The organism is Achromobacter spanius, from assembly GCF_039673305.1.
Taxonomy (GTDB): Bacteria; Pseudomonadota; Gammaproteobacteria; order Burkholderiales; family Burkholderiaceae_B; genus Achromobacter; species Achromobacter spanius_F.
Map to the genome: position 1 here is coordinate 1 of NZ_JBDJLJ010000058.1, position 18,585 is coordinate 18,585.

Sequence of the window (18,585 nt, forward strand, 5' to 3'; positions counted from 1 at the left end):
CTCCGGACCGCAATCGTAGCCCCGCCCACCCCAGGCCCACGCCGCGCCGGGCGTCTCAAGAACCCTGCCTGCGCACCAATGGCCTCACGACCCCGCCGACTCGTCATCCCCCCCCAGCGCCTGATAAACCGTCACCTGATTCACCAACCGATTCAACATATTCTCATCCCGCGCAATCTCGGCAGTCCTGCGCTTCTCCTGCGCATCCAGCCAATCCTTCAACGACACAGCCCCCGCCCTGTAGCGCACCTCGTATAGCCGCTCGGCCTCCCGCGCCGACCGCAAGGACAGGTCCAGCTGTTCGGCCCGCAGCGCCAGTTGCGTCCGGTTCGACAGTGCGTTTTCCACGTCCGCCATCGCCTGATACAGCGACTGCCGGAAAGTGACGACGCGCTCTTCGTAGTCAGCCTTGGATATCTTGATGTTGAGCTGCATCTGGTTCCACTGCAGGAACGGCAGCGTCAATCCCGCCCCCAGCGTTGCGATGGGGTTCTGCAACACCTCCGACAGCGTCGGACTGGAACTGCCCAGCGCGCCCGTCAGCGTCAGCGGCGGATAGAAGCTGGCGCGGGTCGCGTCGACGGTGGCCAGCGACTCGCGCAATCGCATCTCCGCGGCGCGCAGGTCCGGCCGGCGGCCCAGCAGCTCGGCAGGCACACCCGCCCGGGCTTCGGGCAGCGCGTTGGACGGCAGGCGGGCCGGGTCGGCCATGCTGCGGTCCGGCGGGCCGTCGAACAGGATGGTCAGCGCATTCGTGTATTCGACGCGCTGCTGCACCAGCAGCGCGTGCGCGGCCTGCTGGCTGGCCACGGTCTGCTCGGCCTCGGCCAGCTCCAGCGCCGACGCCCCGCCCGCCGCATACTGTGCGCGCACCAGGTCCTGCGTGCGGCGCGCGTAGGCGATGCTCTCCTCGCTGCTGGCGATGCGCTGGTTGATGAATGCCTTCTGCCAGTACAGCGTGGCCGTCGTGCCCACCAGCGACAGGGCCGCGCTCTGGCGGTCCTGCTCGGTCGCCAGGGCTTCCCATTGCGCCGCGTCGCGCTGGCGCGACAGCTTGCCCCACAGGTCCACCTCGTAGCTGACGGTCAGCTCGGCCGAATTGGCGCGGGTGATGGAGCGGTCGCCGTACAGGTTGCGGATCCGCGAGACATTGGCGTCGCCGCCGAGCTGCGGAATCAGCTTGTCCTCGGACAGGCCCGCCTGGTACTGGGCGCGGCGCACGCGGATCGCCGCCGCGGCCAGGTCGTTGTTGCGCGCCAGCGCGGCGTCGACCAGTCCGTTGAGCACCGGATCGTTGAAATTGCGCCACCAGGCGCCGCCATCGGCCAGCGGCGCCTGCGCGTCCGCCTGGCTGCCCGACGGCGCGTAGGTCCAGGCCGCCGGCGTGCTGGTCGCAGGCGGTTCGAAGTCGGTGCGCAGCAGGCTGCCGCAGCCGCCCAGCGCCAGCATGAGGGCCAGCGCGGCGGGCTTGAGGATCGGGGAAACCGCTTTCATCTTCATCATTCCCGGGCCAGGGCCTCGACGGGATCCAGGCGCGCCGCGTTGCGCGCCGGCAAATAGCCAAAAATCACACCGATCAGGGTCGAGCACGTGAATGCCGCCACCATCGATGCCGTGGAATAGATCATCTGGAACGAGCCGCCGGTGGCCTTGGACACCAGCACGCCCAGTCCCAGCGACAGCAGGATGCCCACCGCGCCGCCGATCAGGCAGACCAGCACCGCTTCGATCAGGAACTGCTGCATGATGTCGCTGCGGCGCGCGCCCACCGCCATGCGCACGCCGATCTCGCGCGTGCGCTCGGTCACCGACACCAGCATGATGTTCATGACCCCGATGCCGCCCACCATCAGCGAAATCAGCGCGATCAGCGAGACCAGCAGCGTCATGGTCGCGGTGGTGCGCTCGATGGTCTTGCGGATCGCGTCGGTGTTGAACACGAAGAAGTCCTTCACCACGTGCCGGCGCGTGAGCACGCGCACGATGGCCTGTTCGGCCGCGGCCGGCGGCGTGGCGTCGTTGACGCGCACCGTGATGCTCTTGAGGTGCTGTTGGCCCAGCACGCGCGACAGCGCCGTCGTGTAGGGAATCCAGACATTCAGGGAGTCGTTGCTGCCGAAGACGGTGTCCTTCTTCTGCGTCACGCCGATCACGCGAGCCGGCATGGAGCCCAGGAACACCACCTGCCCGATCGGTTCGGTGTGGGTGCCGAACAGGGCGCGCCGCGTGCCTTCGTCGATCACCACCTCCTGCGCCCGGCGCGCCACGCTGGTCTCGTCGAAGAACTTGCCTTGCGCCAGCTTGATCGCCCGCACGCGGAAGTACTGCTCGCCCACGCCCTGGATCGCGCCATTCACGGACACGTTGCGAAAGCGCAGCGTATTGCTGGTGGCCACCTCCGGCGTGACGCTGTCGACATAGGACTCGCGCGCCAGCGCGTCGGCGTCGGCCGCGACCAGCGTGCGGATGTTGACGGCCTTCTCGTCGCCGAAGTCCTTGCCGGGAAAAATCTCGACGGTGTTGGTGCCGATCGCGCTGATGTCGTCCAGGATCTTGCGGCGCGACCCCTCGCCCAGCGCCACGACGGACACCACGGCGGCAATGCCGATGATGATGCCCAGCATCGTCAGGGAAGTGCGCAGCCGGTGGGCGTTCATGGCCAGCAGCGCCATGCGCAGCGCCTCGCCGCAGCGGTCCAGGTAGGCCTGCCACGCCGGACGCGGCGCCATCGCCGGCGCCTCGTCCTTGATGCCGGCGTGGCGTGGGGCGTCGGGATTGCGCTTGTCGGCGACGATCTCGCCGTCGCTGATCTCGATGATGCGCTGGGCATGGCGCGCCACATTCATATCGTGCGTGACGATGATGATGGTGTGGCCCGCCGCGTTCAGTTCTTCCAGGATGCGCAGCACTTCCTGGCCGGTATGCGTGTCCAGTGCGCCGGTGGGTTCGTCGGCCAGGATGATGTCGCCGCCGTTCATCAGCGCCCGCGCGATGCTCACGCGCTGCTGCTGGCCGCCGGACAACTGGCCGGGCCGGTGTTCGGATCGCTCGGCCAGTCCCAGCCGGGCCAGCAGCTCGGAGGCCCGCGCAAGCCGCGCCTCGCGGCGCTTGCCGGCATAGACCGCCGGCACTTCCACGTTGCCCTGCGCGGTCAGGTCCGACAGCAGGTGGTAGCGCTGGAAAATGAAGCCGAAGTGCTCGCGGCGCAGTTCCGCCAGTTCGTCCGGATCCAGGTCGCCCGTGCTGCGGCCGCTCACCTTATAGTCGCCGCGGGTCGGCCGGTCCAGGCATCCCAGGATGTTCATCAGCGTGGACTTGCCCGACCCGGACGCGCCCACGATGGCCACCATTTCGCCGGCCTCGATCGTGAGGTTCACGTCCTTCAGGACGGCGATGGTCTGGTCGCCCGCGGGGAACTCGCGGCGCACTCCGGACAGGGAAATCAGGGGCCCGCCCATGTCAGGCCCCCGGCTTGGCGGCCGCCGGCGCGGAATCCGCCGACACGACGCGTTCGCCCACCTCCAGGCCTTCCAGCACCTGCGCCTGCACGTTGTTGTTCATGCCGATGCGGACCTGGCGGGTTTCCGTCTTGTTGTCCTGCAGGACCACCCGCACCGCGTAGCGCCCGTCCTCGCCGCGCTTGCCCAGGGCCGAGGCCGGCACCACCACGGCGTTCTTGGCTTCGCCCAGCACGATGAAGACCTGCGCGGTCATGGAGATGCGCAGCTTCTCGTCCGGGTTGGGCACGTCGAAAATCCCGTTGTAGTACACGGCGGCGCTGGTGGACGAGCTGGTGGAGGACGTGAGCGAGGAGGTCGCGTCGTCCTTCTGGATGGAGTCCGGCGCGGGCTCCACGGCACGCAGCGTGGCGCGGTAGCGCTCGTCGGGCTCGCCCAGGATGGTGAAGTAGACCGGCAGGCCCGTCGTGACCCGCGTGACGTCCGCCTCGGAGATCTGCGCCTTGATCGTCATGGTGTCCACCTGGGCCACCTTGATGATGGTGGGCGCGCTCTGGATCGAGTTGACCGTCTGCCCTTCCTTGGTGACCACGGCCACGACCATGCCGTCGATGGGCGAGACGATGCGCGTATAGCCCAGGTTGACCCGGGCGGTATCGACCTGGATTTCGGCCTGGGCGATCTGCGCGTCCAGGGACGCGATTTCCGCGCGGGTCACTCCCAGGGTGGCCTCGGCGCTTTCATAGGCCTCGCGCGAGCTGGCGTCCGCCGCCAGCATCTGGCGCTGGCGCTTGAAGGCGAGTTCAGCCTGCTTGAGCATCGCGACCTTGGCGGCCCGCTCGGCGCGCCGCGTCTGCAGCGCCGCCTCGGCGTTGCGCAATTCGTTCTGCTGAGTCAGGTCGTCGATCTCGGCGACGAGCTGGCCTTTCTTGACCCGGTCGCCCAGCGCCACCTTCAGGGACTTCAGCTGGCCGGTCGCCTGGGCGCCTACGCTGACCCGCTCGAAGGCGTCGATGGTGCCGCTGGCCAGCACGCTGTCTTCCAGGTCGGCGCGGGTGACCTCGGCCACCGCGAAGGTGGGCGGCGGCGGCGCCGAGAAGAACGCGGCGCGCACGCCGAAAGCGAGGACCAGGAGGAGCGCCGCCACCAGGGCATAGCGCTTGAATTTGCTGCGGGACTTTTTCATTGAACCTGATCGAAATGAACGGCGGGCGCCGCGGCCGGCGCCGATGGTGCTGCGAATGACGGCTGTGGCAAGGGGGACGGGCCCCGTTAGCTGCACATCCTAAACGGCGACCTGTTTCAAACCATCGCCAGCGGGAGCCGGAAACGTGAAAAACGGTAAGGCGGTTTGCAAGCCCCCGGGATTGTTCCGTTGCGTGAACGATACAACGTCCGCGGCGTGCGACCGGAACCCTTTTACCCCGCCTGCCGCGAACGTGCCGTCATCTTGCCCCGTAAGGACACGACTTGACTACTAGATGACCGCTATCTCCCCGCAGTGACTAGTCACTGCCTGCCGCAGCGCAAAATATCGTCGCCTCGACATAGACGGATGTTACGAACAGAATGAATGCAGTTAAGCCGTGTCTACCTCCAACAGATCCCCCTCCTCGCCTTCCAGTTCCCCGGAATTTTCCGGGGCGGTGCTCTTGTGCCTGCTGGCAATGATGAATCATGTGGCGCTGACAGGGGGACGCATCACCGTTTCCCTGACCGCGCTGCAGATGGGGTTGTCCACCTTCAAGGTCGGGACCCTGGTCGCCGTGTTCGCCGTGCTGCCGATGCTGTTCTCGGTGCGCGCGGGGCGCTGGGTCGACCGCGTGGGCATTGTCCGCCCGCTGGTCATCGGGACGACTCTGGTCGCTATCGGCACCCTTCTACCCTTCATCTCGCAGACTCAGCTGGCGCTGCTTGTGGCGTCCTGCTGTATCGGGATCGGCTTCATGCTGCATCAGGTCGCCACGCAGGACCTGCTGGGACACGCGGAACCCGAGCAGCGGCTACGCAATTTTTCCTTCATGTCGCTGGCGCTTGCGGGATCCGGCTTTTCCGGCCCCCTTATCGCGGGCCTGGCGATCGACCACCTGGGCACCCGCACGGCATTCGGGATCCTGGCGCTTGGCCCCCTGCTGTCCGCCGGCGGACTGTACGCGCTGCGTCACCAATTGAAGGCCGTGGATGCGGCGATCACCGGGGTGCGGGAGGCGCAGCGGCGTCGCGTCACCGAATTGCTGGCGGTGCCCGCCCTGCGGCGCATCCTGATGGTCAACACCATCCTGTCCGGCGCCTGGGATACCCACCTGTTCGTGGTGCCCATCTTCGGCGTGGCCATCGGCCTGTCCGCCACCACGATCGGCGTGATTCTTGCGTCCTTCGCGGCGGCAACGTTCGTCATCCGCCTGGTTCTGCCCTTGATCCAGCGCCGCGTCCGGTCCTGGACGCTGGTGCGCGTGGCCATGGCCACCGCAGCCATCGATTTCATGTTTTACCCGCTGTTCACTGACGTTACCGTCCTGATCGTGCTGTCTTTCATACTTGGGCTGGCCCTGGGATGCTGCCAGCCGAGTATGCTGTCCCTGCTGCACCAGCATTCGCCGCCAGGCCGGGCCGCCGAGGCCGTGGGCCTGCGGATGGCGCTGATCAACGGCTCGCAGGTGTCCCTGCCGTTGACCTTCGGCGCACTGGGTGCGGTAATTGGCGTTGCCCCGCTGTTCTGGGCCTATTCCCTGGCCCTGATGGCCGGAGGCTGGGCCAATCGCAACCCTCCGCACGAGCCTGAACGGAAAACGTAGTCGTGAACATGCAGTCCTCCCCACCCGCCTCGGACGTCTCCGGCGCAACCCTGCCCTTTCGCCTCTGGACGCCGGAAGAACGGCAGGCCTCGCTCGACGACGCGCTGCAGCACTGGCAGGCGGGCGAGGACGTGTGGGTCTATGGCTATGGGTCGCTGATCTGGCGCCCCGATTTCGACTTCATGGAACGCCGCCTGGCCACGCTGCGCGGCCACCACCGGGCGCTCTGCCTGTGGTCGCGGGTGAACCGCGGCACACCGGAATGCCCGGGACTGGTGTTCGGGCTGGACCGCGGCGGTTCCTGCCGCGGCGTGGTCTACCGCCTGGCCGGCGACCAGGTCCCCAATTATTTCCCCGCGCTCTGGGAGCGCGAAATGTCCACGGGCGCCTACCTGCCCCGCTGGATCAACTGCACGACCGACGCCGGCACCGTCCGCGCGCTGGTGTTCATCATGAACCGGGACAACCCCGCCTACATCCGCGCCCTGCCGGAAGCGGAACTGCTGGCCATCGTGCGCCGCGCCGCCGGGCGCTACGGCCCCTGCACCGACTACGTGGTGCAGACCGCCCAGGCCCTGCGCGCCGCGGGTATCCACGACGCCCGCCTGGACGCCATCGCCCGCCGCCTCGAACTGGACGGCCGCCCCCTGCCCGAAGGGGCCTGAATCATCCCCTGATTTTCAGCCCCGGTTCTTCTGGCTGAAAACGGACTTGCCCTGTCCTGCGCGGGGTCAATGGGGAAGCGTACCCCCAAGCGGTATAAACTCCCTGTTATCAACGCTGAGTCCCAACGACCATGTCTGTCTCTGATCTGCGTCAAAGCTACGACAAGAACGTGCTGCTGGAAAGCCAGGCGGCCGCCTCTCCGTTCGAGCAATTCCACCGCTGGTTCGACGAGGCCCTGGCCTCCAAGGTGCCGGAACCCAACGCCATGACGCTGGCGACGGTGGATGCCGACGGCCAGCCCAGCGCCCGCATCGTCCTCATCAAGGGCTACGACGAGCAAGGCTTCACGTTCTTCACCAACTACGAATCCCGCAAGGGGCTGGACCTGCAGGCCGAGCCGCGGGCATGCCTGCTGTTCTTCTGGCAGCCGCTGGAACGCCAGATCCGCATCGAAGGCGTGGTGGAAAAGGTGCCGGCCGAAGAATCGGACGCCTACTACCACAGCCGCCCCGCCGGGTCGCGCATCGGCGCCTGGGCCTCGCGCCAGAGCCAGCCCATCACCCGCGAAGAGCTGGAAGCCCGCGAAAAGGAATTCCGCGAGCGCTTTGGCGAACAGCCGCCCCGCCCGCCGCACTGGGGCGGTTACCGCCTCAAGCCCACCGCCTTTGAATTCTGGCAAGGCAGGCCGTCGCGCCTGCACGACCGTTTGCGCTACGTCGCGGACGGTCCCGCCTGGAAGATCGAACGCCTGTCGCCCTGAGCCGGGGCGCCCCTACGCCGGGCGCCTTGCGCGCCCGACCGAACCATCTATTGCATGTCCGCCTCCTCCCCTGATTTCGACTCCGCATTCTTCCGCACCGCACTGGGCCGCTACGCCACCGGCGTGACGGTCGTGACGACCGCCGACCTGGATGGCGCGCCCATCGGGCTGACGGTCAGCTCCTTCAATTCGGTGTCTCTGAACCCGCCGCTGGTGCTGTGGAGCCTGTCCCTGGGCTCGTCCTCGCTGGCCGCGTTCGAGCAGTGCGAGCGCTATGTCGTCAATGTCCTGAGCGCGGAACAGATCGCGCTGGCGCGCCGTTTCGCCACGGGCAAGACGCCGGACCGCTATGCCGGGCTGACGGTGCACCATGCGCCGGGGGGCACGCCCATGCTGGACAACCACTGCGCCGCGTGGTTCGAATGCCGCAACCGCAGCCGCTACGTAGAGGGAGATCACGTCATCATGGTCGGAGAAGTCGAACGTTGCGGCCATAGCGGCGAACCCCCGCTGGTCTTCCACGCGGGCGGGTTCGACCTGACGCCGGCCGGCGCCCGGTCCGAAAAGGCGGCATCGTGAGCGCCGACGTCGATTGCGTCGTCATCGGCGCCGGCGTGGTGGGCCTGGCGATCGCCCGGGCGCTGGCCCAATCCGGACGCGAGGTCCTGGTGGCCGAAGCCACCGAGGCCATCGGCACGGGCACCAGCTCGCGCAACTCGGAAGTCATCCACGCCGGCATCTATTACCCGGCGGGCAGCCTGAAGGCCCGCCTGTGCGTGCGCGGCAAGCACCTGCTGTACGCCTATTGCGCCGAACGGGGCGTGCCGCACCAGCGCCTGGGCAAGCTGATCGTGGCGACCACGCCGGAACAGGCAACGCAGCTCGAGGGGATCGCGCAGCGCGCCCGCGCCAACGGCGTGGACGACCTGCAATACATTTCGGGCGAAGAGGCCATGCGCCTGGAACCCGCGCTGCGCTGCACCGCCGCGCTGGTGTCGCCGTCGACCGGCATCGTCGACAGCCACGCGCTGATGCTGTCCTTCCAGGGCGAAGCCGAGAACGCGGGCGCGCAATGCGTATTCCACACGCCGCTCGTGTCCGGCCGGGTCCGGCCCGAAGGCGGCTTCGAGCTGCAGTTCGGCGGCGACGAGGCCATGAGCCTGACCTGCAACGTGCTGATCAACTCCGCCGGCCTGCAGGCGCCGGCGCTGGCCCGCCGCATCGACGGCGTGCCGGCGGCCAGCATCCCCACCGATTACCTGTGCAAGGGCAGCTATTTCACGCTGTCCGGGCGCGCGCCGTTCTCGCGCCTGATCTACCCCGTTCCGCAGCATGCCGGCCTGGGCGTGCACCTGACGCTGGACATGGGCGGACAGGCCAAGTTCGGCCCCGACACCGAGTGGGTCGGCACCGAAGACTACACGCTGGATCCGTCCCGCGCCGACGTCTTCTACGAAGCAGTCCGCAGCTATTGGCCCGCCCTGCCCGACGGCGCCCTGGCGCCCGGCTACACCGGCATCCGGCCCAAGATTTCCGGCCCGCACGAACCCGCCGCCGACTTCGTCATCGCCGGCCCCGCCGACCATGGCGTGCCCGGCCTGGTGAACCTGTTCGGCATCGAATCGCCCGGGCTGACCTCCAGCCTGGCCCTGGCGGAAGAAACCCTGGCGCGCCTGTCCGCCTGATCCGCCCTTCTCCTTCAATAATTCCAAGCCACTTTTCGCCATGCAGCACAACGACTACATCCTGACCCTGTCCTGCCCCGACCGCACCGGCATCGTCTACCGCGTCAGCGGCCTGTTGTTCGAACTGGGTTGCAACATCCTCGATTCGCAGCAGTTCGGCGACGAAGAGACCGGCCGCTTCTTCCTGCGCGTGCACTTCGACTTGCCCGTCAGCGTGCCCGCCGACGACCTGCGCGCCCGCCTGGACGCCATGTCCGGCGAATACGACATGGAACTCAAGCTGCACGACGCCCGCCGCAAGGAGCGCCTGCTGATCATGGTCAGCAAGCAGGGCCACTGCCTGAACGACCTGCTGTTCCGCGTGCACAGCGGGCACCTGCATGCGGAAGTGGCCGCCATTGTGTCCAACCACAACGACTACGCCTCCCTGGCGGCGTCCTATGGCATCCCGTTCCACTACCTGCCGGTAACACCCGACACCAAGCTCCAGCAGGAGCAGCAGGTGCTGCAGATCGTCGACCAGGCCGGCATCGACCTGGTGGTGCTGGCCCGCTACATGCAGATCCTGTCCGCGGACATGTGCCGTGCGCTCTCGGGCCGCGCGATCAACATCCACCACAGCTTCCTGCCCAGCTTCAAGGGCGCGCGCCCCTACCACCAGGCGCACGCGCGCGGCGTGAAAATCATCGGCGCCACCGCCCACTACGTGACCTCGGACCTGGACGAAGGCCCGATCATCGATCAGGACATCGAGCGCGTCGACCACACCATGACCGCCCAGGACCTGACCCAGGTGGGCAGCGATATCGAATCGCTGGTGCTGTCGCGCGCGGTGCGCAGCCATGTCGAACACCGCATCCTGCTGAACCGCAACAAGACCGTCGTGTTCCGCTGATCCTCAGGCCGGCGCGCCGCCGGCCAGGGGCTCCAGCGGCGGGAAGTGGCGCGCCACCAGCGCCACCGCCTGTTCCTGCAAGGGCGAGCGCGACGCGTCGGGCCAGATCGCCTGGCTGACCGAGCGCGCCTGGTGGTCGAACGCGATGAACCGCGTGCCGGCCAGCCCGCTGCGGGACAGGCAGGCCGGCACGATGGATACGCCCAGCCCCTGCGACACCAGCGACGCCACGCTCAGCCAGTGGCGCACCTCGTGGCGGATCGCGGGCGTGAAGCCCGCCGACACGCACATCGACAGCACCGTTTCGTAATAGCTGGGCGATGCCGCGCGCGCAAAGAAAATGAAATCGTCGGACGCCAGCTCCGCCAGCCGCAGCGACCGGCGCCGCGCCAGAGGATGCGCCTCGGGCAGGCAGATGACGAAGGGCTCGGCCAGCAGGTCGCGCGCCTGCACCCCTTCCGGCACCGGATTGGCGTGGATGAAGCCCAAATCCTGTTCGCCGCGCCGCACCGCCTCGATCTGGTCGTGCGAGTTCAGCTCGGTCAGCACATGCTCCACGTCCGGCAGTTCGGCGCGCATCGCGTTCAGCAGCGCCGGCAGGCCCCGGTACAGCATAGACCCGACGAAGCCGATGCGCAGCCGGCCGCGCAGGCCGGCGTCCACCTGCCGCACCAGGGTGCGCACTTCCTCCGCCTGGCGCAGCAGGATCAGGGCCTCGCGGTACAGCACCTGGCCGGCGTCGGTGAGCTCGACGTGGCGGCTGGTGCGGGCCAGCAGACGCGCGCCCACGTTTTCTTCGAGCTGCCGGATCGCATAGCTGAGCGGGGGCTGGGAAATGTGCAGGCGCGCCGCCGCGCGGCTGAAATGGCGCTCCTCGGCCACGGTGATGAAGTAGCGCAAGAGGCGCGGATCCAGATCCATTCGTTGCTCCTCGGCAAATCTATATTTTTTTTGGATTGATCTACATCAAAACAGTATTTGAATGGATTGATCAAGCCCCCCACCATTAGGGCATCTCCCGTTTCCGGCAGGATGCCACCATGGATACCCCCGTCATGCCCGTTGCCGCCACCGCCACGCCCGTTCCGGACTCCCGCGGGCTGAACCTGTTCAATGCGGACCCATATGCCGAGGCGCTCAGCCAGCGGTATCTCCCGGCCGACCTGCACGCCCACCTGCTGCCCCATCTGGCCAGGCTGGGCGGACTGGCCGGCGGACTGATGGACGAACTGGCGTCCGTGGCCGACAAGCACCCGCCCACCCTGTCCGTGCGCAGCCGCGCCGGCGCGGACGAATCGCGCATCGACAAGCACCCCGCCTACGTGGAGCTGGAGCGCCTGGCGTACAGCGAATTCGGCCTGGCGGCGCTGTCGCACCGCGGCGGCGTGCTGGGCTGGCCCGACCCGATGCCCGCCGCCGCCAAGTACGCGCTCAGCCATCTCTTCGTGCAGGCCGAATTCGGCCTGTGCTGCCCGGTCAGCATGACGGACTCGCTGGCGCGCACCCTGCGCAAGTTCGGCGACCCCGCGCTGGTCGAACGCGTGCTGCCCCAGGTGACCTCGCAGGATTTCGACACGCTGCGCCAGGGCGCCATGTTCATGACCGAGCAGGGCGCCGGATCGGACGTCAGCGCCACCGAGGTCACCGCGCAAGCGCAGGACGACGGCACGTGGCGCCTGCACGGCGACAAGTGGTTCTGCTCCAATCCCGACGCGGGCTTTGCGATGGTGCTGGCGCGCAGCGAGCTGCAGCCCGGCCTGAAGGGCGTGTCGCTCTTCTTGCTGCCGCGCGACCTGGCCGACGGCACGCACAACCACTACCGCATCCTGCGGCTGAAGGACAAGCTGGGCACCCGCTCCATGGCCAGCGGCGAAATCCGCCTGGAGGGCGCGGTGGCGTGGCTGGTGGGCGAGCGCGGCCGCGGCTTCAAGCAGATGGCCGACATGATCAACAACTCGCGCCTGTCCAACGGCATGCGCGCCGCCGGCCTGATGCGCCGGGCCGTCACCGAGGCCGTCTACGTGTCCCAGCACCGCCGCGCCTTCGGCAAGCGGCTCATCGACATGCCTCTGATGCAGCGCCAGCTGGTCAAGATGACGGTCTGGGCCGAACAGGCCCGCAGCGTCATGTTCCAGACGGCGCGCGCGCTGGCCGATGCCGAACAGGGCGCGGCCGACCCGGCCCTGGCCCGCATCCTGACCCCGCTGATCAAGTTCCGCGCGTGCCGCGATGCGCGCAAGGTCACCGGCGACGCCATGGAAGTGCGCGGCGGCTGCGGCTACATCGAGGAATGGACCGAACCGCGCCTGGTGCGCGACGCGCACCTGGGCTCCATCTGGGAAGGCACCAGCAACATCGTCGCCCTGGATGTGCTGCGCGCCATCAAGAAAGAAAACGCGCTGCCCGCCCTGCGCAGCCACATCGACCGGCTGCTGGCCGACGGCGCGCCCTGCCCGCCCGGGCTCGCCGCCGCGCAGGCCAACGCCCTGGAAAAGACCTATGCGCTGGCCGAGCACGCCGCGCAGGGCGACCATGCGGAATTGGCGCGCCAGGCCGCATCCCTGCTCTATCACGCCGTATCCATGGCTGCGCTGCGCTGGGAAGCCGCCGGCGCCGGCCTGGAAAGCCGCGCGCGGCTGGCCGACCAGGTGCTGCTGCACCGCCTGGCCCCGCGCGATCCCTACGCCATCCCGTCCGACGAAAGCGCGGACTGCCAGGCCATCCTGCAATACGCGCTGTAATCCGCGCGCAAACCCGACGCCGGCGGCACAGCCGGCGCGCCATCCACTGGAGACACACATGAAGCGCCTTTTCGCCCCCCTGTTCCTGGCGGCGACCGCGGCCGTCGCGGCCACCCCCGCCCTCGCGGCGGACGCCTACCCCTCGGCTCGGCCCGTCACGCTGGTCGTGCCCTTCCCGCCCGGCGGCCCCACCGACGCCCTGGCGCGCCGCCTGGCCGAAAAACTGCGCGAGCCGCTCAAGCAGAACGTCATCGTCGAAAACCGCAGCGGCGCCGGCGGCAACATCGGCTCCGAATACGTCGCCGCCGCCAAGCCCGACGGCTACACCATCCTGTTCGGCACCTCGGGGCCGCTGGCCATCAACATCAGCCTGTACAAGAACCAGGGCTACAACCCCGAGACCAGCTTCGCGCCCATCATCCGCATCGGCCACCTGCCGAACATCCTGGTGGTGAATCCGTCGGTGCCGGCGAACAACCTGCAGGAGCTCATCGCCTACGCCCGCAAGAATCCGGACAAGCTGAGCTACGCCTCGTCGGGCAACGGCGCGTCGTCGCACCTGGCCGGCATCCTGTTCAACCGCATGGCCGACACGAAGATCATGCACATTCCGTACAAGGGCACGGGACCGGCGCTGAACGACCTGCTGGGCGGCCAGGTGTCGATGTCGTTCACGGACATCCTGACCGCGCTGCCCTACATCAAGGCGGGCAAGCTGCGCGCGATCGGGCTGGCCAGCGCCCAGCGCTCCGACGCCCTGCCCGACTTGCCCACTCTGTCCGAGCAGGGCCTGGCGGGCTATGACGTCAGCGTCTTCTTCGGCATCGTCGCGCCCAAGGACACGCCGCCCGACGTGGTGAACACGCTGAACCAGGCATTCAGGACCGCGCTGTCCGACCCCGCGGTCGAACAGACCCTGCGCACGCAGGGCATCGTGGAAGCGCAGGACAAGACCCCGCAGGGCCTGTCCGCCTTCATCACGAAAGAAGTTCCCAAGTGGCGCGAGCTCATCAAGAGCGCCAACGTTTCCATCGACTGAAGCTGAAGACTCATGGCCCAGACCCTACCCAACCCAGGCGCCCTGGCGGGCTGCAAGGTGATCGACCTGTCCCGCGTGCTGGGCGGGCCCTACTGCACGCAGATCCTGGCGGACCACGGCGCCGACGTACTCAAGATCGAACCGCCCGGCGGCGACGAGACGCGCGGCTGGGGGCCGCCCTTCCTGGGCGAGACGGCCTCCTACTTCATCGGCGTGAACCGCAACAAGGACGGCATGACGCTGGACCTGTCGCAAGCCGCCGGCCAGGAATTGCTGCGCCACCTGCTGGCCGACGCCGACGTGCTGGTCGAGAACTTCAAGCCCGGCACGCTCGAGAAGTGGGGCCTGGGCTATGAAGACCTGAAACAGGCGTTTCCCGCGCTTATCCACTGCCGCGTCAGCGGCTTCGGAGCGGACGGCCCGCTGGGCGGCCTGCCGGGCTACGACGCCTGCGCGCAGGCCATGTGCGGCCTGATGAGCGTGAACGGCGATGCGGACGGCGAGGCCACGCGGGTCGGGCTGCCCGTCGTGGACATGGTGACCGGACTGAACGCGGCCGTGGCCATCCTGCTTGCGCTCAACGAACGCGTGCGCAGCGGGCTGGGCCAGTTCCTGGACATCACGCTGTACGACTGCGCGCTGTCGCTGCTGCATCCGCATGCGCCCAACTTCTTCTACAGCGGCAAGGTGCCCCAGCGCAGCGGCAACGCCCATCCGAACATCGCCCCCTACGAAACGCTGCCCACCGCCAGCGGCCCGATCTTCCTGGCCGTGGGCAACAACCGCCAGTTTGCGATGCTGGCGCAAGTGCTGGACGCGCCGCGGCTGGCTCAGGACGAGCGCTACGCCGCCAATGCGGACCGCCTGCGCAACCGCCAGGCGCTGCGCGACGAGCTGACCGGCCTGCTGGCCGGCCACGACGCCGCCGCGCTGGCCGACCGGCTGCTGCGCGCCGGCGTGCCCGCCGCGGCCGTGCAGACGGTGGACCAGGCCCTTGCGCATCCGCATACGCGCCATCGCGGCATGGTGCTCGAGCAGGACGGCTACAAGGGCGTGGGGTCGCCAATCAAGCTGTCGCGCACGCCGGCCACGCTGCGCAAGCTGCCGCCCGATCTGGCGCCGCCGGCAGGCCGCGACTGAACGTGCGCACAGCGAAATGCCCGGCACAGCCGGGCAATTTTTTGACCGCATGATGCCGGCTCGCGCGACGCGTGTTTCACAGCCGCCAACAACTTAGACATTTCGTTTCAGCACGTCCCCCGATTGCCGCCTTAGACTTTTTCCAGCACCTCGCGTTGCCCTGGCGCAACTTCCCCGAATCGCAAGAGAGGAAAAAGACGATGGCCACGAAAGACACGCAGGACCACACGCAGCTCAAGCGGGTGATGGGCCCCAAGCTGCTGTTGCTGTTCATTGTGGGCGACATCCTGGGCACGGGCGTGTATGCGCTGACCGGACAGGTGGCCGCCGAGGTCGGCGGCGCGGCCTGGCTGCCTTTCCTGGTGGCCTTCGCGGTGGCGCTGCTGACCGCGCTTTCCTATCTTGAACTGGTCACCAAGTACCCGAAGGCCGCAGGCGCCGCGCTCTATGTGCACAAGGCGTTCGGCGTGCACTTCCTGACCTTCATCGTCTGCTTCACCGTCATGTGTTCGGGCCTGACCTCGGCCGCGACCGCCTCGCAGGCCTTCGCCGCCAACCTGTTCGTGGCCATGGGCGTCAAGGCCGACAAGAGCTGGATCACGATCGGCGCGCTGGGCTTCATGCTGCTGGTCATGCTGGTGAACCTGCGCGGCGCCGCGGAAAGCGTCAAGGCCAACGTGGTGCTCACGCTGATCGAGCTGTCGGGCCTGCTGATGGTGATCGTGCTGGGCTTTTACGCCATATCCGGCGGGCAGGCGGATTTCTCGCGCGTCATCGCCTTCGACACGCCCGAGGACAAGAGCGTGTTCCTGGCGGTGACCTCCGCCACGGCGCTGGCGTTCTTCGCCATGGTCGGATTCGAGGACTCGGTCAACATGGCCGAGGAAACGCACGATCCCAGCCGCATCTTTCCCAAGGTCATGCTGACCGGCCTGGGCATCACGGCCGTGATCTACATGCTGGTGTCGATCTGCGCGGTGGCGCTGGTGCCCGTGGGCGAACTGGCCAAGAGCAGCACGCCGCTGGTGCTGGTGGTCAAGCGCGCGGCGCCCGGGCTGCCGGTGGAGTACATCCTGCCGATCATCTCGATGTTCGCGGTGGCGAACTCGGCGCTCATCAACATGATGATGGCGAGCCGGCTGCTGTACGGCATGTCACGTCAGGGCGTGCTGCCGGCCTTCCTGGCGCACGTGCACCGCAAAAACCAGACGCCCTGGACGGCCATCCTGTTCACCACGGCGCTGGCGTTCGGCCTGATCATCCTGGTGGCGCTGGCCGACTCCCAGGCCATCCGCGCGCTGGGCGGCACCACCGCCCTGCTGCTGTTGGGCGTATTCGCCTTCGTGAACGTGGCCGTGCTGGTCCTGCGGCGTGAAAAGGTCAAGCACGAACACTTCACCATCAGCCGCGTCGTGCCGTGGCTGGGTGCGGCCGCCTGCCTGTTCCTCGTCACGCCGCTGACGGGCCGCGACGTGATCCAGTACAAGGTTGCGGGCTGGCTGCTGCTGCTGGGCGTCGTGATGTGGGGCGTGACCTACCTGGCGCGCCGCCGCGAAAGCAGGATGGAGCTGGACCCCTCTTCGCTGGAGTGAACGCGGCGTCAGCCGCCCAGCGCCTGCCCTTCGCGGCGCGGGTCGGCGCCGCCCTGCAGTCCGCCGCCGTCGATGACGATGCCGTGGATGCCGCTGGGAAACTCAAGGATTCGAACCGGATGTCCCATGCGCTCGAGTTCCGGCGCCAGCGCTTCCAGCGGGGTGCCTTTCTCCAGTTCGGTGTCCTTGTTGCGGCTGCCCATGTTGGGCAGGTCGATGGCCGCCTGGATGTCCAGCCCCCAGTCCAGCACGCCCACGATGGTCTTGGCCACGTAGTTGATGATGGCGCTGCCGCCCGGCGATCCCACCAGCAGGTAGGGCTTGCCGTCGCGCAGCACGATCATGGGCGCCATCGCGCTGCGCGGGCGCTTGCCCGGTTCGATCCGGTTGGCCACCAGCCGCCCTTCAGGATCCTTGAACGAGGACGAGAAATCCGTCATTTCGTTGTTCAGCAGAAAGCCGCGCACAAAGATCTTGCTGCCGAATTCGCTTTCGATCGTGGTGGTCATCGTCAACGCATTGCCCTGAGCGTCCACCGCCACCAGGTGGCTCGTGGACGGCAGCTCCAGCGCATTGTCCCGGCCCAGCGACAGCAGCTTGCCCTCCGGATCGCCGGGCAGCGCAACCTTCATGCTGCGGTCCGGCTGGATAAGGGCCCCGCGCGCGCGCAGATAGGCGGGGTCCAGCATGGCGCGCACCGGCACCCGCACGAAGTCCGGGTCGGCCACGTAGAAATCGCGATCGGCGAAGGCCAGCCGGCCCGCCTCCGAAAAATAATGCACCGCCTGCGCGCTGCCCGGCGCATAGGTGCCGACCGGAAACTGCTCCAGCGCGCCCAGCATCTGCAGGACGGCGATGGGACCGCTGCTGGGCGGCCCCATGCCGCAGAGGCGGTAGCCCCGATAGGCGCCGCAGACCGGGTCGCGCGTCAGGGCGCGATAACCGGCCAGGTCCGCGAGGCTCAGGTCGCCGGGTTTCGCGTGGCCCCGCACCGCGGCCACGATGTCGCGGGCGATGTCGCCCTGGTAGAACGCGTCGGCGCCCTGCGCCGCGACCGCGCGCAGCGTGCGCGCGAATTCGGGATTCTTCAGCACGTGGCCCACGGGCCAGGGCGCGCCGTCGGGGGCATAGAAATAGGCCGCGGCCGCCGCCTGCGCCGGCAGGGCCTTGTTGCCCGCCAGCAGCGCATGCAGGCGGGGCGACACGGCAAAGCCCTGCTCCGCCAGCCGGATGGCTGGCTGGAACAGGTCGGCCCAGGGCAGCACGCCCTGCTCGCGGTGCGCCAGCTCCAGGCCGCGCAACAGGCCCGGCACGCCCACGGACATGCCATTGTTGACCGCCTGCGCAAAAGGCAGCGGCTTGCCCTCGGCGTCCAGGAAGCGGTCGGGCCTGGCGGCGGCGGGCGCCGTCTCGCGGCTGTCGTAGGTCCGAATGCGGGCGTCCTTGGCCGAATACACCACCATGAACGCGCCGCCGCCGATGCCGGACGATTGCGGCTCGACCAGGTTCAGCACGAGTTGCGTGGCGATGGCGGCATCCACCACGCTGCCGCCGCGGCGCAGCATCTCGTCGCCCGCCTGCGTCGCCAGCGGATTGGCAGACACCATCATGAAATGCGGCGCGCGCACCAGTTGACGCGCCCGCACGCCGCTGGCGGCTTCCGGGTTCAGGTCCTCGGCGGCCTGCGGCGTGCGCGCCCAGCCGGGAGCAAGATGAAGCACGCCGGCCAGCGCGGCGGCGAACAGCAGGGCGGCGTGACGGCGTGTGCGCATGAGCGGCTCCGGAGTGTGGCCGGGCTTCCGGCAGGCGTCCAT

15 protein-coding genes are annotated in these 18,585 nt (G+C 68.2%); 10 read left to right on the forward strand and 5 right to left on the reverse strand.

The window, feature by feature from the left end; all coding sequences use genetic code 11:
* Positions 1-84: 84 nt before the first annotated feature.
* Genes ABE485_RS26485 through ABE485_RS26495 form a run of 3 tightly spaced genes read right to left on the reverse strand, consistent with a single transcriptional unit; the run spans position 85 to position 4,644 of the window.
* On the reverse strand, positions 85-1,494 hold the full coding sequence (locus ABE485_RS26485) for an efflux transporter outer membrane subunit (protein WP_346518225.1): 1,410 nt from the start codon (positions 1,492-1,494) through the stop codon (positions 85-87).
* A 5-nt stretch (positions 1,495-1,499) separates the two neighbouring features.
* On the reverse strand, positions 1,500-3,458 hold the full coding sequence (locus ABE485_RS26490; protein WP_346518226.1) for a MacB family efflux pump subunit: 1,959 nt from the start codon (positions 3,456-3,458) through the stop codon (positions 1,500-1,502).
* Position 3,459: 1 nt separating this feature from the next.
* Positions 3,460-4,644: an efflux RND transporter periplasmic adaptor subunit gene (locus ABE485_RS26495; protein ID WP_346518227.1), complete on the reverse strand. Its 1,185-nt coding sequence runs from the start codon at positions 4,642-4,644 to the stop codon at positions 3,460-3,462.
* Between the two features lie 400 nt (positions 4,645-5,044).
* Here ABE485_RS26495 and ABE485_RS26500 point away from each other — a divergent pair, with 400 nt between their 5' ends.
* From ABE485_RS26500 to purU, 6 genes are all read left to right on the forward strand, one after another.
* On the forward strand, positions 5,045-6,253 hold the full coding sequence (locus tag ABE485_RS26500) for an MFS transporter (protein WP_346518228.1): 1,209 nt from the start codon (positions 5,045-5,047) through the stop codon (positions 6,251-6,253).
* Between the two features lie 2 nt (positions 6,254-6,255).
* A complete protein-coding gene (locus tag ABE485_RS26505; protein ID WP_430795469.1) occupies positions 6,256-6,918 on the forward strand; it encodes a gamma-glutamylcyclotransferase in 663 nt (220 codons plus the stop codon).
* A gap of 131 nt (positions 6,919-7,049) precedes the next feature.
* Entirely contained in the window at positions 7,050-7,679 is a 630-nt protein-coding gene (gene pdxH / locus ABE485_RS26510; RefSeq protein WP_346518230.1) for a pyridoxamine 5'-phosphate oxidase, read from the forward strand.
* 54 nt (positions 7,680-7,733) lie between these two features.
* Positions 7,734-8,258 carry a flavin reductase family protein gene (locus ABE485_RS26515; RefSeq protein WP_346518231.1) on the forward strand — a complete coding sequence of 175 codons (525 nt, stop codon included), beginning with the start codon at positions 7,734-7,736 and terminating at the stop codon, positions 8,256-8,258.
* The gene (locus ABE485_RS26520; protein ID WP_346518232.1) at positions 8,255-9,364 is read left to right on the forward strand and encodes an NAD(P)/FAD-dependent oxidoreductase; all 1,110 of its coding nucleotides are present in this window, start codon (positions 8,255-8,257) and stop codon (positions 9,362-9,364) included. The genes ABE485_RS26515 and ABE485_RS26520 overlap by 4 nt, the downstream gene beginning before the upstream one ends.
* 40 nt (positions 9,365-9,404) lie before the next feature.
* Positions 9,405-10,259, forward strand: a complete 855-nt coding sequence (purU, locus tag ABE485_RS26525) for a formyltetrahydrofolate deformylase (protein WP_346518233.1) — start codon at positions 9,405-9,407, stop codon at positions 10,257-10,259.
* Between the two features lie 3 nt (positions 10,260-10,262).
* Here purU and ABE485_RS26530 read toward each other — a convergent pair whose 3' ends face one another.
* Positions 10,263-11,180 carry a LysR family transcriptional regulator gene (locus tag ABE485_RS26530; protein ID WP_346518234.1) on the reverse strand — a complete coding sequence of 306 codons (918 nt, stop codon included), beginning with the start codon at positions 11,178-11,180 and terminating at the stop codon, positions 10,263-10,265.
* Positions 11,181-11,299: 119 nt separating this feature from the next.
* On the opposite strand from ABE485_RS26530, the gene ABE485_RS26535 reads away from it, so the two are divergent.
* From ABE485_RS26535 to ABE485_RS26550, 4 genes are all read left to right on the forward strand, one after another.
* The gene (locus tag ABE485_RS26535) at positions 11,300-13,000 is read left to right on the forward strand and encodes an acyl-CoA dehydrogenase family protein (RefSeq protein WP_346518235.1); all 1,701 of its coding nucleotides are present in this window, start codon (positions 11,300-11,302) and stop codon (positions 12,998-13,000) included.
* Between the two features lie 58 nt (positions 13,001-13,058).
* Positions 13,059-14,039, forward strand: coding sequence for a Bug family tripartite tricarboxylate transporter substrate binding protein (locus ABE485_RS26540; RefSeq protein WP_346518236.1), 981 nt, complete (start codon positions 13,059-13,061; stop codon positions 14,037-14,039).
* A 12-nt stretch (positions 14,040-14,051) separates the two neighbouring features.
* Complete coding sequence (locus ABE485_RS26545; protein WP_346518237.1) at positions 14,052-15,179, forward strand: CaiB/BaiF CoA transferase family protein; 1,128 nt, start codon at positions 14,052-14,054, stop codon at positions 15,177-15,179.
* 200 nt (positions 15,180-15,379) lie between these two features.
* Positions 15,380-16,771 (forward strand): APC family permease, encoded by a 1,392-nt coding sequence (locus ABE485_RS26550; protein WP_346518238.1) that lies wholly within the window; start codon positions 15,380-15,382, stop codon positions 16,769-16,771.
* Positions 16,772-16,779: 8 nt separating this feature from the next.
* On the opposite strand, the gene ggt is transcribed toward ABE485_RS26550, so the two are convergent.
* Entirely contained in the window at positions 16,780-18,543 is a 1,764-nt protein-coding gene (gene ggt, locus ABE485_RS26555) for a gamma-glutamyltransferase (RefSeq protein WP_346518239.1), read from the reverse strand.
* Positions 18,544-18,585 lie beyond the last annotated feature (42 nt).